General features: G+C 69.4%; 13 protein-coding genes. 8 read left to right on the forward strand and 5 right to left on the reverse strand.

Annotated features, from left to right (window positions below; all coding sequences use genetic code 11):
- Positions 1-7 precede the first annotated feature (7 nt).
- Complete coding sequence (locus ACL03I_RS21315) at positions 8-1,132, forward strand: acyl-CoA dehydrogenase family protein (RefSeq protein WP_355077252.1); 1,125 nt, start codon at positions 8-10, stop codon at positions 1,130-1,132.
- Between the two features lie 36 nt (positions 1,133-1,168).
- Here the strand turns inward: ACL03I_RS21315 and ACL03I_RS21320 are convergent, their stop codons facing one another.
- Positions 1,169-1,597 (reverse strand): hypothetical protein, encoded by a 429-nt coding sequence (locus ACL03I_RS21320; protein WP_355077250.1) that lies wholly within the window; start codon positions 1,595-1,597, stop codon positions 1,169-1,171.
- 349 nt (positions 1,598-1,946) lie between these two features.
- Here ACL03I_RS21320 and ACL03I_RS21325 point away from each other — a divergent pair, with 349 nt between their 5' ends.
- Positions 1,947-2,171, forward strand: a complete 225-nt coding sequence (locus tag ACL03I_RS21325; RefSeq protein WP_356967256.1) for a hypothetical protein — start codon at positions 1,947-1,949, stop codon at positions 2,169-2,171.
- Between the two features lie 90 nt (positions 2,172-2,261).
- A complete protein-coding gene (locus tag ACL03I_RS21330) occupies positions 2,262-3,092 on the forward strand; it encodes a GNAT family N-acetyltransferase (protein WP_355077247.1) in 831 nt (276 codons plus the stop codon).
- Here the strand turns inward: ACL03I_RS21330 and ACL03I_RS21335 are convergent.
- The 4 genes from ACL03I_RS21335 to ACL03I_RS21350 all read right to left on the reverse strand — a co-directional run bounded on the left by ACL03I_RS21335 (position 3,077) and on the right by ACL03I_RS21350 (position 8,730).
- Positions 3,077-4,024 carry a MerR family transcriptional regulator gene (locus ACL03I_RS21335; RefSeq protein ID WP_412806808.1) on the reverse strand — a complete coding sequence of 316 codons (948 nt, stop codon included), beginning with the start codon at positions 4,022-4,024 and terminating at the stop codon, positions 3,077-3,079. The two genes, ACL03I_RS21330 and ACL03I_RS21335, sit on opposite strands and share 16 nt — an antisense overlap.
- Positions 4,025-4,057: 33 nt before the next feature.
- Positions 4,058-5,662: a serine/threonine-protein kinase gene (locus tag ACL03I_RS21340; RefSeq protein ID WP_412806809.1), complete on the reverse strand. Its 1,605-nt coding sequence runs from the start codon at positions 5,660-5,662 to the stop codon at positions 4,058-4,060.
- 3 nt (positions 5,663-5,665) lie between these two features.
- Entirely contained in the window at positions 5,666-7,474 is a 1,809-nt protein-coding gene (locus tag ACL03I_RS21345; protein ID WP_412806810.1) for a serine/threonine-protein kinase, read from the reverse strand.
- Between the two features lie 125 nt (positions 7,475-7,599).
- Positions 7,600-8,730, reverse strand: a complete 1,131-nt coding sequence (locus ACL03I_RS21350; RefSeq protein ID WP_355077240.1) for a serine/threonine-protein kinase — start codon at positions 8,728-8,730, stop codon at positions 7,600-7,602.
- A 124-nt stretch (positions 8,731-8,854) separates the two neighbouring features.
- Between ACL03I_RS21350 and ACL03I_RS21355 the strand changes: the two genes are divergently transcribed.
- The 5 genes from ACL03I_RS21355 to ACL03I_RS21375 all read left to right on the forward strand — a co-directional run bounded on the left by ACL03I_RS21355 (position 8,855) and on the right by ACL03I_RS21375 (position 14,368).
- Positions 8,855-9,625 carry a deoxyribonuclease IV gene (locus tag ACL03I_RS21355; RefSeq protein WP_412806811.1) on the forward strand — a complete coding sequence of 257 codons (771 nt, stop codon included), beginning with the start codon at positions 8,855-8,857 and terminating at the stop codon, positions 9,623-9,625.
- Positions 9,626-9,883: 258 nt separating this feature from the next.
- Complete coding sequence (locus ACL03I_RS21360) at positions 9,884-10,813, forward strand: TauD/TfdA dioxygenase family protein (protein WP_412806812.1); 930 nt, start codon at positions 9,884-9,886, stop codon at positions 10,811-10,813.
- A gap of 421 nt (positions 10,814-11,234) precedes the next feature.
- Positions 11,235-12,455, forward strand: coding sequence for a CaiB/BaiF CoA transferase family protein (locus ACL03I_RS21365; RefSeq protein WP_412806813.1), 1,221 nt, complete (start codon positions 11,235-11,237; stop codon positions 12,453-12,455).
- A gap of 160 nt (positions 12,456-12,615) precedes the next feature.
- The gene (locus tag ACL03I_RS21370) at positions 12,616-13,536 is read left to right on the forward strand and encodes a beta/alpha barrel domain-containing protein (protein WP_412806814.1); all 921 of its coding nucleotides are present in this window, start codon (positions 12,616-12,618) and stop codon (positions 13,534-13,536) included.
- Between the two features lie 55 nt (positions 13,537-13,591).
- Positions 13,592-14,368, forward strand: coding sequence for an ABC transporter ATP-binding protein (locus ACL03I_RS21375; protein ID WP_355077231.1), 777 nt, complete (start codon positions 13,592-13,594; stop codon positions 14,366-14,368).
- Positions 14,369-14,401: the final 33 nt, after the last annotated feature.

The raw sequence follows: 14,401 nt of genomic DNA on the forward strand, positions 1-14,401 counted from the left end.
CGCAACCATGGATTTCGATCTCACCGATGAACAGGTCATGCTCCGCGACACGGTCCGTGACCTGCTCGCGCGCAACTACGACGCCGAATCACGGCTGAAGGTGGTGGACTCCGAACTGGGCTGGAGCCGCGACGTGTGGCGTCAGCTCGCCGAACTGGGCGTGCTCGGCCTGAGTTTCACCGAGGAGGACGGCGGCGTCGGCGCCGGTCCGGTGGAGACCATGGTCGTGCTCGAGGAGGTGGGCCGCAGGCTCGCGCCGGAACCGATCCTGGACGCGGTGCTGGTGCCCGGTGGCCTGGTCGCCGCGGCGGGCAGCGCCGAACAGCGGCAGCGGATCCTGCCCGAGGTGGCCTCGGGTGCGAAGCTGCTGGCCTTCGCCCATGCCGAGCCCGGGGTGCGCTGGCCGGCCGCGGAACTGGCGACCACCGCCACGGCGCAGGGCGATTCGTACACGCTGACCGGCGTGAAGAACCCCGTCGCGCACGGCGACAGCGCCGACGAACTCGTGGTCAGCGCCGCGCTGCCCGAGGGTGGCGTCGGTCTGTTCCTGGTTGCGCCGGACGCGACGGGTGTGGTCCGCAAGTCCTACCGCACGGTGGACGGCCAGCGCGGCGCGCAGGTCGAGCTGACCGACGCGCCCGCCGAGCGGCTCGGCGCGGCGGACGCGACCGAGGCCATCGAGTCGGTGCTGACCCACGCGCAGGCGAGCCTGTGCGCGGAGTCGGTCGGCGCGATGGAAGAGGCGCTGCGACTGACCACCGACTACCTCAAGCAGCGCAAGCAGTTCGGTGTCACGCTGTCGAAGTTCCAGACGCTCACACAGCGAGCGGCCAACATGTACGTCTCGCTGGAACTGGCGCGCAGCATGAGCCTGTACGCCACGGCGTCGCTGGCGGACGGGGCCGACGATCCGGTGATCGCGTCGCGCGCACGGCTGCAGGTCGGCCGCGCGGCACGTCACATCGGGCAGGAGGCGATCCAGATGCACGGTGGCATCGGCGTCACCGCGGAGTACCCGGTGAGCCATTACGTGGCCCGGCTGACCGCGATCGAGCGCACCCTCGGTAGCGGCCTCGAGCATCTGCGGGTGCTCAGCTCGCGGGTCGGCGACTACGAGTTGCCCGAACTGTAAGGAGTGCCGCGGTGGTGCGTTTCGCGCACCACCGCGTCATTCGTCGTCTCGCGGCGTCGTCCGCAGTTGGGTGGGCGCTTCGTCCGTCGAGTCGCTCGCCGGCGCTCGCGCGGCCGTCGGCCTCGGCTCCTCGGGAGGCGCCGCCTGCGTGGGGTCGTCGTGCGGATTTCCCGGGGACGGCTCAGCGGTGGTGCTGCTCATGAAGCCCGAAAATGGGGTGGGGTGCCGCTGGTCGGCCGGTGCGATCCGCCAGCTGGGCGACGGCGGGATGACGACCTTGGGGGTCGTCGAGCCGGTGGTGTTCTCGTGGACAACGGGTTCGGCGTACTCGCCTGCCTTGAGCGGCGGGGGCGGCACGTAGGTGTCGTGCTTACCGACGCCACAGGCGCCGATCAGGACGAGCCCGATGGAAACCGCTCCTACGGCGATCGCCGGACCGGCGATCTTGGCCCTGCTGCTTTCCAACGGTGACGCTCCTCGGTGTGTATCGAGTGGACTCACCTTACTCGAGGCCGGTCGGTCCGGCGAGGCGAGTGGTCGCTGGGTATGCGCCGGACGGCGCATTTAAAACAGTTCTGATTCAGATATCGAATTGGTCTCTTCGGCGTGTCGTGGGCACGTGTCGCTATCTTCCGGCGTCCCGGAGTCGTAGCGTGTGTGAGCAAAGTTACGCGTGAGACGCCGGTTTAAGGATGAGAGACACGTTGTGTGAGAACGTGATTGTGGTTCTCTGACCGGCGTCATCGAGGAGTAGATGATGGGAGCTTACTCGACAGCGTCGCGGCGTGGTTCGTCCCGCGCCGCAGAAGATGCCGTGTCGGCAACGGCACAGCATCCCGCGTCGAACCAGCAGGGCCGCTCGCTGTCCACGATCGTGTCGCGGACGCTCGCCTGGCTGATCTTCATCGGCGGACTCGTCGGGGCGGTGCTCGGCATCGCCGGACTGCACGTCGAAATCACCGTCGCCGGACTCATTCTCGCCTGCACCGCGGGACTGGTTCTGCTCAAACTCCGCGCGGGTGGCGGCGAAGCGGACTGACCGGAAACCGGCCGGTCGGCCGCCCGCAGGCCCGGCGACGGGCGTGAGAAACGAAGGCGCGCAAGATCTCAGGCGCCTACCGTGATCTGTATGAGGATCGAGATCACCACCGACGCCGCCGAGTTCCGCTCGGTCGCGGGGGCGTTCCTGCTCCGCGATCCGCTGCGGCACACCGTGCTCACCACGAGCGTCGCCAACCATGTCACGGGCATGGATGCCCCGGCTGAGCCATCGCGATTTCTTACCGTCCACGGCGAGGATGCCGCGGTGGTAGGCGCCGCCATGCGCGTGTCCGGTCGCGACGTGTACCTCGGCGCGCTACCGCCCGACGGCATTCCCGCGGTGGCTCGCGCGCTGGCCGAGGTCGTCCCCGAAAGCGCGGGCGTGGAGGGCGTCGTCGCGGACGCGACCGATTTCGCCCAGCACTGGTGTGGACTGCTGGGGAGAGATTTTCAGCAGTCGTACCGCACCCGGCTGCACCGGCTCGGCGCGCTGCGGATCCCGGACGTAGCCGGAGCGCCACGCCGCGCCCTGGAATCCGATGTCGCCCTGTGCGGCGACTGGCTCGCGGCCATGCGCGCGGAGTCCGGCATGGCGGCCGGACTGGACGAGGCCGCGATCCGGCGCCGCGTCGAAGCGGGCCGGTGGTGGCTGTGGGAACGCGACGGGCAACCGGTCAGTCTTGCCGCGCATCAGATCCCGATCCAGGGCTGGTCGCGGATCGGGCCGGTCTACACCCCGCCGGACGCCCGCGGACACGGGTACGCCAGCGCGGTGACCGCGCACGTCGCGAAGCAGCTGCGAGCCCAGAACCTGGAGGTCTGCCTCTTCGCCGACACCGACAACACCACGGCCAACCGGATCTACCGCGCGATCGGCTTCCACCCGACCCACGAATTCGCGCACTACGTCTTCGAGTAGCCCGCCAGGACGCCCCGCAGGGCGGCGGTGAACCAGGCGAACACCGGCGTCAGGCTCGGCGGCGCGGCCCAGCCGTTGACCACCGCGAGCAACCGCCAGTACCGCTCCACGCGTTCGTCATCGGCCACCGCGAGGCGTTCCAGCATCCACTCGCGCAGCGCGCGATCGTCGGGCCTGCCGAACGTGGCCGCGTAACGCGCGGCGAGGTCGGCCACCACCTCGGCCGCCGCGGGAGAGCCGGGCGTGACACCCGCCGCCATGGCCGCCTCGACCCGGTCGCGCACGGCCTCGGTGAGTGCGTGGTGCAGACCCGTCGCATCGCCCTCGGCGCGTTCGCGCGCCTGGTACTCGGCCATCCGCCGGATCGCCGCCCGAAAGTCCGTGTCGGCGGTAAGTTCCGCCAGTTCCACCCACGCGGCCACCTGCCCGGGTGCGGGATCGTCGGGCAGGTCCGGCAGTGCGGTGCGCAGCAACTCGGTGAGTTCCGGGTCGGCGTCCAGTCCGCCGAAGGTCGCCTCAACGAAATCCTCGATCAGTCGATGACGTTCGGCAGCCGACAAGGTGACGAGCTTGTGCATGAGATCCAACTCCTGTGGGGTCGAGCCCTGCCCGGCCACCGCGCGCAGAACCGCTCGTCGCTGACGCAGGATCCGGATCTGGGTGTCGAGTGCGTCGGCGTGCGCCGCGGCGACCTCGGACAGCGCGAGCTCGTGGGTGAGCACGCGCCGGACGGTGGCCAGGTCGAGTCCGAGAACGCGTAGCGTCCGCACCAGATCCAGTTCCGCCAGCGCGTGGACGTCGTAGAGGCGGTAGCCGGAGGGGCTGATTTCGGTGGGCAGGACGACGCCCTTGTCGGCGTAGAACCGGATCGTCTTGACGCTGAGGCCGGTGCGTTCGGCAACGGCGCCGATGGTGAAGCGGGTGTCGTCCATGTGCCTACCCTCGCGTCTCCCCCTGGGGGAAACTCAATTCAGCGGCGCGGATTTCCACCAATTCATGAACTCGGCTTCGGTGGCGATGAATCCGGCGCTGTACATCAGCATGGCGGCCCGTCCCGGGTCCGCGGAAAAGGCGGTGACCATTCGCGGCCGCAGGTTCCGGCTGTCGCGCAGGGTGTAATTCGTGTAGCTGTGCCCGCCGTTGTTGGTGGCGGTCGCGCGGTCGTTGGCCGGTAACGCCGCTAGCGCGGCCTGCGCGTCGGCCGGGGAGCCATAGAGGTAGAAGTCGAAAGACGCCTTGTTCGGCCCGCCGAAGCAGCTCCACATCACCAGCCAGGGGCCGAAATCCGGATCCTCGTGGTCGCGCGTCGTCGCGGAATCCGGTGCGTGGGCGAAACAGCCCGCCTTGTTGTACCCGGTTCCGGAGTGGACCAGGCGCTGGGCGGAGGTCTCCGGAAGCATGTCCGGGAACGCGGCGCTCAGCTCGGCCGCGCGGGCGCCGATGGTGGCACGGTCCGCGGTGGCCGAGACGCTCGTCGTCGGGCGCTGGGCGGTCGGCGGCGTGGTGGCGTCGGTGTTCCGCGTGGCCACCGTGGTGGTCGATGCGGCGGAGCCGGATGAGGTGTCGTGGAACGATGGCGCGGCGAGCGCAGCGGCCAGGCCCAGCGCCAGCACCAGACCTATCACGGCCTCCAGTCGCGCTCTCCGTCCGGGACGCCGCTGCGGACGAAGGCCCCCGCCCGCGCTCGGGAGCGGTGGTTCCGCGTGCAGCGGAGGATGACTCGGTGCGGGCCACGCCGCGGGCGCGGTCAGCGCTTGCCACGCGGCGGCGGCGAATTCGCCGCACGAGTCGAAGCGATCGGCCGCGTGCTTGGCCATCGCCTTGGCGAGCACGCCGTCCAGCGCCACCGGCAATCCGGGCCGCAGCCTGCTGATCGCGGGCGGCGGTGCGTTGAGATGCCCCTGGATCACCGCGACCGGATTGGTGGCGTCGAACGGCACCGTGCCGGTAAGCAACCGGAACAGCGTGCAGGCCAGCGAATACTGGTCGGCGCGGTGATCCAGCGGCGCACCGGACAATTGCTCCGGCGCGGCGTAGGCGAGGGTGGCGGTGAAGGTGCCGGTCTGGGTGAGCCGTCCGGTGTCGTCCCGGAATCGGGCGATGCCGAAGTCGGAGAGGAAGACCCGTTCCTGGTCTCCCTCGACGCGCTCCAGCAGAATGTTCGCCGGTTTCACGTCGCGGTGCAGCACGCCGCGGCTGTGCGCGAAGTCCAGCGCTTTGGCCGTTTCGGCGATGATCTGCACCGCCCGTGGCGGCGGCAGCGTCCACGCGTCCAGCGCCGCGGCGTCGGTGCCGTCGATGTAGCGCATGCAGATCCACGGCTGGTCGCCCTCGACGCCGCGATCGAACACCGTGACGATGTTCGGGTGATCCAGCCGTGCGACGAGGTCCGCCTCCCGCTCGAAGCGGGTGCGGGACTCGGTGTCGTCGAACAGGTCCGGGTTCAACAGCTTCATCGCCGTCAACCGGGGCAGCCGCGGATGCCGGGCCAGGTACACCGATCCCATCCCGCCGCGGCCGAGCACGCGTTCGATGGTGTACCCCGCGAAGACTTCGCCGGTGTGGTGCATCGGTCAGTTCAGCGGAGCCGAGCGCCACCAGCGCAGCAGCTCGTCGACGGTGGTGTGGGAGAAGCCGTCGGTGTACATGAGGTACTGGGTCCGATCGGGATCGCCGGTGAACGCGGTGACCATCTTGGCGCCGTCGTCGACGTACTTGTAATTGGTGTAGGACTTTCCGCCGTTGGTGTCGGTGGACTTGGCGGCCGACGAGGGCAGGCCCTTCAGCACCGCCTGCACATCGGCGGGGGCCTTGTAGACGTAGATCCGGTAGTACGGATCCTCGTTGTTGCCGCCCTTGAAGCAGCGCCACTGCGCGGCCCAGTCACCGAAGTCCGGTTCGCCCTTGGACGGCGAAGGCGGCGAGCTCGGCGAGGCCAGCCAGCATTCGGCGCCGTTGTATCCGACCTCCTCGGACTTGGAGGCGGGCACCATCCGCGGGAACTCCGCGCTGACCGACTCCGGGGTCGCGTCGACGAGATTCGGCTTCACCGCCGATGTGGTCGTCGTGCCCGCGTTGCTCGAGCCCGAATCGGAGACGGCGCCGATGATGCCGAGCACCACCACGATCAACACGACCACGCCCACCGCCAGGCCGATGATCAGGCCGGTGTTCTTCTTGGGCGGCGGCGCGGCCGAGTGGTGCACGTGCGCGCCGTGCGGCGGGGCGAAGGTGGAAAACCCGGCCTGCTGCTGGGGATATGGGTTGGCGGCCGTCGGCTGGGGCGCGGGACCGGTGTGCGGCCGCGAGTTCACCACCGGCGCGGGCGGCGGAGTCGCGGGCGACGCCGAGGCGAGCGCGTTCGGCCCGCTGGTTTGCGGGGTGTGCACCTGGTGGCCAGGGCCGCTGACGTAGTGACCTTGCGCAGCCGGATACGGCGATCCCGTGGTGGGGATCTGCGGCCCGGTGGCCGGGCGCGGGCCCGCGGTGGGGTGCTGCGGCCCGGTGACCGGGCGGGGACCGCCCACCACCGGCATCGACGGCGCGCTGGAACCGGTCAGCGCCTGCTTGGCGGCCGCGGCGAATTCCGCGCAACTGCCGTACCTGTCGTCGGGTCGCTTGGCCATCGCCTTGGCCAGCACGCCGTCCAGCGCGAAGGGCAGGCCCGGCCGGACGCCGCTCAGCGCGGGCGGCGTGCCCTGCAGATGCCCTTGGATGACCGCGGCGGGGTTCGTCGCGGAGAACGGGCCGGTGCCGGTGAACAACCAGAACAGCGAGCAGGCCAGCGAATACTGATCGGAACGGTGGTCGAGCGACGCGCCGGTGAGCTGCTCGGGCGAGGCGTAGGCCAGCGTTGCCGTGAAGGTGCCGGTCTGGGTGAGGTGGCCGGTGTCGTCGCGCAGCCGCGCGATGCCGAAGTCGGTGAGATACACCCGCTCACCGCGACCGGCGCCGGAGCGGGCCAGCAGGATGTTGGCTGGTTTCACGTCGCGGTGCAGCACTCCGTTGCCGTGCGCGTAGTCCAGCGCGTCGGCGGTCTCCTTGATGATCTGCACCGCGCGTACGGGCGGCAGCGACTTCGGCTCCACCGATGCGGCGTCGATGCCGTCGACGTACTGCATCGAAATCCACAGCTGCTCGTCCTCGAGCCCGCGGTCGTAGACCGTGACGATGTTCGGGTGATCGAGCTGGGCGACCAGATCCGCCTCCCGTTCGAACCGCGCCCGCACCTCCTTGTCGAAGAACATCTCCCGATTCAGCAGCTTCAGCGCGGTCATCCGCGGCAGCCGCGGATGTTTCGCCAGATATACCGAGCCCATGCCACCGCGGCCGAGTTGCCGCTCGATGACATAGCCGGCGAAAACGTCACCGCTGGCCAGCATGACTGCTCCACTTCCCGCCGCCCGCCGGGACCCACCGGCGAACAGGCGTACAGCAAAAGAACGCGTGGCCGGAGATGGGCCCGACCACGGAAAACATCGAAACCATAGCAGTAATCGCGCCTCACCTATCGCTCGTCGAGCGTGGTGCGGCGCGGGCGATCGACATGCGTCGGACCGCCCGGCGGAGGCCGAGCGTCCGGAGGTTGCTGGTGCGGTCGCACCGCCGAGCCCGGGCGCATGGGCAAGTTCGGCAACTCGATCAGGCCGGGATGCGCCGGGCGGCGCGGCGGCAGGAAACTCGGGGACGGTCGAGGGGTTTCCCGCGGCCTCGGTCGGTGCTGCGGCGCGGCCGCGTGGTACGTCGGCGCGGTCGGATACCCGTCGGGATGAATGCCGTGCGGCGCCGTCCGATGCCCGGCCCGCTGTTCGGCCAGCGCGGATTTCGCGGCGGCGGCGAACTCGGCGCAACTGTTGAAACGATCCTCTGGCCGCTTGGCCATCGCACGAGCCAGCACCGGATCCAGCGCGGGCGGCAAACCGGGACGTGCGCGGCTGAGCACCGGGATCGGTGCGTACAGATGGCTGTTCACCACCGCCGCCGGGTTGGCGCCGGGATACGGCGGCGCCCCCGTGAGCATCCAGAACAGTGTGCACGCCAGCGAATACTGATCGGCGCGGTCGTCCAGCGGCCTGCCGATCAGCTGTTCCGGGGCGCCGAAGGCGAGTGTCGCGGTGATCGTGCCGGACGAGCCGATCGTGCTCTCCGCGCCGCGGATGCCCGCGATCCCGAAATCGGTGAGCAGCACCCGCTCCGGTTGACCGATCGGTGCCTTGGCCAGCAGGATGTTGGCCGGTTTCACATCGCGGTGCAGCACCTGGTTCGCGTGCGCGAAATCCAGCGCCGCGGCGGTGTCGGCCGCGATCTGCACCGCGCGCCACGGAGCGAGCACGTCGACGTCCGCGCAGGAGGCGTCCGCGCCGGGCACGTACTGCATCGAGATCCACAGCTGCCGGTCCTCGGCGCCTCGATCGAACACCGTGACGATGTTCGGGTGATCGAGCCGTGCCACCAGATCGGCCTCGCGTTCGAAGCGGCGGCGGATGTCGGTGTCGGCGTACAGTTCGCGTTTGAGCAGCTTCAACGCCGTCAGGCGGGGCAGCCGAGGATGCTGGGCCAGGTACACCGTGCCCATGCCGCCATGGCCGAGGACGCGTTTGATGACGTAGCCCGCGAAGATCTCGCCGGTCTGCAACACCTGTACACCCCCTTGTCGAGTCGAGCGCGCGGACACTACCCATGTATCTCGATGAGCCATCGGGATGCAACACCTCGCGGCGCAACCTCGATTGTCGTCGGTAGCAGCCAGTACTGTGACCCGCATGCGCATTGGAGCACACGTCCGGCTCGACAGCGACCCGATCGGCTTCGGGGAGAAACTCGGCGCCGACGTCATCCAGATGTTCGTGGTCGATCCGCAGAGCTGGGACAAACCCACCCCGCATCCGCGGACCGAGGAGATTCTCGCCAGCCCGATCGAGGTCGTGGTCCACTCCTCTTATCAGATCAACGTCGCCAGCCTGAACAACCGCCTGCGCATGCCCTCGCGCAACGCGGTGGCCCAGCAGGCGAAGGCGGCCGCCGAACTCGGCGCGTTCGGTCTGGTGGTGCACGGCGGGCATGTGCGTTCCGACGCCGAGTTGGAGACCGGAATCGACAATTGGCGCAAACTGTTCGAGCGTCAGCAGGACAAAGGCGGCTTCGCGGTGCCGATCCTGATCGAGAACACCGCGGGCGGCAATCACGCCATGGCCAGGCATTTCGATTCCATCGCCCGGCTGTGGGACGCGGTCGGCGAGTACGGCGCCGGATTCTGCCTGGACACCTGCCACGCCTGGGCGGGCGGCGAGGAGCTGATCGGCGTCGTCGATCGGATCAAGGCGATCACCGGCCGGATCGACCTGGTCCACTTGAACTCCTCGCGCGACGAATTCGACTCCGGCGCCGACCGGCACGCCAACTTCGCCGACGGCACCATCGACCCGCAATTGCTCGCCGAGGTGTGCCGCACGGCGGACGCGCCGGTCGTGCTGGAGACTCCAGGGGACGGCCTCGCGGAGGACTTGGCGTACTTGCGCGAGCACTGTGTCTGATTTGCAGCGCCTGCGGCGCTCGTAAGACTCGCACCCGGCGGGGCTGGGTCAGCTCGGTCGTCCCGACGATGTTTGGGGAGCGCCCGGCAGAACGGAATGGAGCTGGGCGGTGTCCGGTTCGGGCTCGCGCTCGGTGGGCCGAAGTGGTGGTGCTTGCGCGCCGTTTGCGATCAGTGCGACGAAAACCCTGGTCAGGGGGGTCGTTTGGGTGGTCTGCTCTCCGGAGCAGTAACCGATCTCGACAGCGAAGGTGATCTCATGACGGTCGCACCCGCCACCCCATCCACAGCCTCGGTGACCAGGCTCGGCGCTCGTATCGGCGCGCGGATCGACAACGTCCGGCTCGGCGGAGACCTGGATCCGGCCACCATCGACGTGATCCGTCGCGCGCTGCTGGAGCACAAGGTCATCTTCTTCCGCGGTCAGGATCACCTCACCGAGGACGGGCAGTACGAGTTCGCCCAGCTGCTCGGCTCGCCGACCACCCCGCACCCGACGGTCACCTCGCATGGTGTGAAGAGCTTGGCGATCGATTCCGAGCACGGCCGCGCCAACAGCTGGCACACCGACGTCACCTTCGTCGACCGCGTCCCGAAGGCGTCCATCCTGCGCGCGGTGCACCTGCCGTCCTACGGCGGGGCGACCACCTGGGCGTCCACCGTCGCGGCCTACGAGTCGCTGCCGGAGCCGCTCAAGCGGCTCGCCGAATCCCTGCGCGCCGTGCACACCAACGTCTACGACTACGCCCGCGCCGAGGAGACGCCGCGTCCCAACACGGCCGCCTACCGCGCCGAGTTCGAGTCCACCTACTACGAGACCGAGCACCCGGTGGTGCGCGTGCACCCCGAGACCGGGGAGCGGGCGTTGCTGCTCGGCCATTTCGTCAAGCATTTCGTCGGGCTGTCCAGCACGGAGTCCCACGCGCTGTTCCGGCTGTTCCAGGACCGGGTGACCCGCCTGGAGAACACCGCCCGCTGGAACTGGGAGCCGGGCGACGTCGCCATCTGGGACAACCGCGCCACCCAGCACTACGCCATCGACGACTACGACGACCAGCCGCGCAAACTGACCCGCATCACCCTGGCCGGCGATGTTCCGGTCGGCGTCGACGGCTCGACGAGCACCATCATCGCGGGCAACGCCGAGCACTACTCGATCGTCGAGGACACCCAGCTGCTCGCGTCCTGAACGTGGACCCCGCATGGTTGCCGGGCCTCCGGCTGTTGAGGGGCCATGCGGTGTCTTCGGGTCGCTGTGAGCCGTCGCCGAGGAGCCCGGCCTGCCATATATGCAGGTCGGACTACGAAATGCCGTAAGTGACCTGACCGCGAACCGCGGATTCGGTCGACTGGCCCGGCGGTCGCAGGGTTATCACGGGTATTGCCCCCGGCACCGGAGGTTGCCTCGACAATCGCGGGACGCCCGAAACCGACCCAGCCCCGCCGGGTGCGAGTCTTACGAGCCGTTCGCGGCCCGTCTCGCGGCCGAGTGACCGAAGCGCATGCGACGCAGTCGCGAGTCTCGGTCGCTCGGTCGCGAGACTTCTCGGGGCCGTGAACACGCAGCGCCGCAGGCGCTGCAAAAACCAACACAGCCCATACTGGTTGCCATGAGTATTCGGCCGCTGGACGGGGTGCGCGTCCTGGAGCTCGGCAATTACATCGCCGCGCCGACCGCCGGGCGCATCCTCGGCGACTTCGGTGCCGAGGTGATCAAGGTGGAACGCCCGAAAGCGGGCGACGAGCTGCGCAACTGGCGGCTCTACGGCGGCGACACCTCGATGCTCTACCGGACGATCAACCGGAACAAGAAGTCGATCACGCTGGATCTGCGCACCGAGGCGGGGCGCGGGATCGTCCTCGACCTGATCCGGCGCTGTGACGTGCTGCTGGAGAATTTCCGGCCCGGCATGCTGGAGAAGTGGGGTCTCGGGCCGGAGGTGCTGAACGAGGCGAATCCGGACCTGGTGATCACCCGGATCTCCGCTTACGGGCAGACCGGCCCGCTGTCGGAGCGTCCCGGGTTCGCGGCGGTGGCCGAGGCGGTCGGCGGACTGCGCGAACTGGTGGGCGATCCGGACCGTCCACCCGTGCGCACCGGCGTCTCGATCGGCGACTCCATCGCGGGTATCTACGCCGCGTTCGGCACCGTGATGGCGCTGTTCCAGCGCGAGCGCCGCGCCGAGTCGGACACGCCGGTCCCGTTGCGGGAGCGCGTGATCGACGTGGCGCTGAACGAGGCGATCCTGTCGGTGATGGAATCGCTGGTGCCGGACTATCTCGCCTACGGCATCCAGCGCGAACGCGTCGGCGGCCGGATGGAGGGCATCGCGCCGAGCAACGCCTACCCGTGCGCGGACGGCACCAGCATTATCATCGGCGGCAACGGCGACGCCATCTTCCAGCGCTACATGGCGGTCATCGATCGGCCCGACCTGGCCGCCGACCCGGACCTGCAGGACAACGCGGGCCGTTGGCGCAATCGCGAGCGGCTGGACGCGGCGATCGGGGAGTGGACGGTTCGGCATACCCGCGACGAGGCGCTGAAGCTGCTGGACGCCGCCGCTATTCCGTGTGGCCCGATCTACACCGCGGCCGACATCGTGGCCGACGAGCAGTACCGGGCGCGCAACATGATCCAGTCGTTCACCGTGGACGTCGGCGCGCCGGAGCCCAAGGCTGTCGGCTTCCCCGGCATCGTCCCGGTGATCGGCGAAGAGTCCTTGCCCATCCGCAGCGTCGGACCCGACTTGGGTGAGCACACCCGAGAGGTGCTGTCCGGCCTGCTCGGCATGAGCGAAGCCGAGATCGATGCGTTGGAGGCGCGATGAGCACGCGGCCACACGACCGGAGGCGTCCGAAGGGGCGCGACGCGAGGGAACCGCGCTCGCCGGGCACCAGCAGGCCCACGGTGCAGCCGAATCCGACCGGGGCGGGCGAGAAACCATGGGGCGGCGTGATGTGCGGCCACCACCGGGCGCGGGAGCAGCGATGACCGCGCCGGTGCTGCGCGATGTCACGTTGCGCGACGGACTGCAGCTGACCGGCAAGCTGCTGCCGGTGCAGCGCAAGGTGGACATCGTGCGCCGCCTGCTCGCGCTGGGGGTGCCCGCGCTGGAGATCGGCTCGATGGCGCGCCCGGACCTGGTCGCGCCGATGGCGAACACCATGGAGCTGGTCGCCGCGTTGACGCCGGAGGAACTGCGCCGCTGCTGGGTATGGGTGGCGACGCCGCGCCATGTGGAGAAGGCCGCCGCGGCGGGAGTGCGGAATTTCCAGTACTGCTTCTCGGTCTCCGACGCGCACAATCGGGCGAACATCGGACGCGACACCGAGGCCAGCGTCGCCGCCATGCCGGACGCGGTGCGCCTGGCCCGTGAGGTGGACGGGTCGATCCAGCTCTGCCTGGCGACGGCGTTCACCTGCCCGTTCGACGGCCCGGTCGACCCGGAACGGGTACTGGCCATCGCCCGCGACCCGCGCACCGAGGGCGCGGACGACATCGTCCTGGCCGACACGCTCGGACAGGCCCACCCCGGTGAGGTGTCCGCGCTGGTCGCGGCGGTGCGGGACCGGACGACTCCCCGGCGCGTCGTCTTCCACGGTCACGACACCTGGGGCATGGGCGTGGCCAACACCCTCGCCGCGGTCGCGGCCGGCGCGGACATGGTCGACGGCGCGCTCGGCGGCCTCGGCGGCTGCCCCTTCGCGCCGGGTGCCAGCGGAAACACCGCCTCCGAGGACATCCTGTTCGCCACCAGGCCGGACTGGTTCACCCCAACCGCCCTGGCCGCTCTGGTCAACCTGTCGGAGGACCTGCTGTCCGAACTCGGCGAACCCAACCGCTCCCGCACCCTCGAAGGCGCCCGATCCAAAGCGTCCGCCTTCGAGTGGGTCGTAGGTGAGGCCTGAAACACAGGGTGTTCCCTGATGGCGTGCGGCGGCGATGCCGGTAAGACTGGACGACATGACTTCGCAAGCCTTGGGCGCCGACACCGCCGACCTGGCGGCATCGACCGATGTCGCGGCCCACGCTATCGAACTGACCAAGGTCTACGGATCGGGCGACACCCAGGTCAGGGCATTGGACGGGGTGTCGGCCGAGTTCGCGAAGGGCGAGTTCACCGCGATCATGGGTCCCTCCGGGTCGGGCAAGTCGACGCTCATGCACTGTCTGGCCGGACTGGACAGTGCCAGCTCGGGCGCCGTCCGCATCGGTGACACCGACCTGACCTCGCTGTCCGACAAGCAGATGACGCGCTTGCGCCGCGACCGCATCGGTTTCGTCTTCCAGGCGTTCAACCTGGTGCCGACGTTGACGGCGCTGGAGAACATCACATTGCCGCTGGACATCGCGGGGCGAACACCCGATCGCGAATGGCTGGAGACGGTGGTGCGGCGGCTCGGGTTGGTCGGTCGGCTGACCCACCGCCCCAGCGAGTTGTCCGGCGGACAGCAGCAGCGGGTGGCCTGCGCCCGCGCGCTCGTGGGTAAGCCGGACATAATCTTCGGCGACGAACCGACCGGCAACCTGGACTCGCGCTCCTCGGAGGAGGTGTTGTCGATCCTGCGCGCGGCGGTGGACGAGTTCGGGCAGACGGTCGTCATCGTCACCCACGAACCGCACGCGGCCGGGTTCGCCGACCGGGTGGTGTTCCTCGCCGACGGACGCATCGTCGACGAGATGCGCGATCCGACCGCCGACACCGTGCTCGACCGGATGAAAGCGTTGGAGCAGGCGTGACCGGGCGTTCGCGGAAGATTCGGGGGCGGGCGT

It is taken from the genome of Nocardia sichangensis, from assembly GCF_047200615.1.
Classification (GTDB): domain Bacteria; phylum Actinomycetota; class Actinomycetes; order Mycobacteriales; family Mycobacteriaceae; genus Nocardia; species Nocardia sichangensis.

What these genes read in the sequence shown, in the direction of transcription:
- ACL03I_RS21360 (WP_412806812.1), top strand. Translation starts at nt 9,884, where the DNA reads ATGACGGTCGCACCCGCCACCCCATCCACAGCCTCGGTGACCAGGCTC.
- ACL03I_RS21340 (WP_412806809.1), bottom strand. Translation starts at nt 5,662, where the DNA reads ATGCACCACACCGGCGAAGTCTTCGCGGGGTACACCATCGAACGCGTG.
- ACL03I_RS21345 (WP_412806810.1), bottom strand. Translation starts at nt 7,474, where the DNA reads ATGCTGGCCAGCGGTGACGTTTTCGCCGGCTATGTCATCGAGCGGCAA.
- ACL03I_RS21365 (WP_412806813.1), top strand. Translation starts at nt 11,235, where the DNA reads ATGAGTATTCGGCCGCTGGACGGGGTGCGCGTCCTGGAGCTCGGCAAT.
- ACL03I_RS21370 (WP_412806814.1), top strand. Translation starts at nt 12,616, where the DNA reads ATGACCGCGCCGGTGCTGCGCGATGTCACGTTGCGCGACGGACTGCAG.
- ACL03I_RS21315 (WP_355077252.1), top strand. Translation starts at nt 8, where the DNA reads ATGGATTTCGATCTCACCGATGAACAGGTCATGCTCCGCGACACGGTC.
- ACL03I_RS21330 (WP_355077247.1), top strand. Translation starts at nt 2,262, where the DNA reads ATGAGGATCGAGATCACCACCGACGCCGCCGAGTTCCGCTCGGTCGCG.
- ACL03I_RS21335 (WP_412806808.1), bottom strand. Translation starts at nt 4,024, where the DNA reads ATGGACGACACCCGCTTCACCATCGGCGCCGTTGCCGAACGCACCGGC.
- ACL03I_RS21375 (WP_355077231.1), top strand. Translation starts at nt 13,592, where the DNA reads ATGACTTCGCAAGCCTTGGGCGCCGACACCGCCGACCTGGCGGCATCG.
- ACL03I_RS21355 (WP_412806811.1), top strand. Translation starts at nt 8,855, where the DNA reads ATGCGCATTGGAGCACACGTCCGGCTCGACAGCGACCCGATCGGCTTC.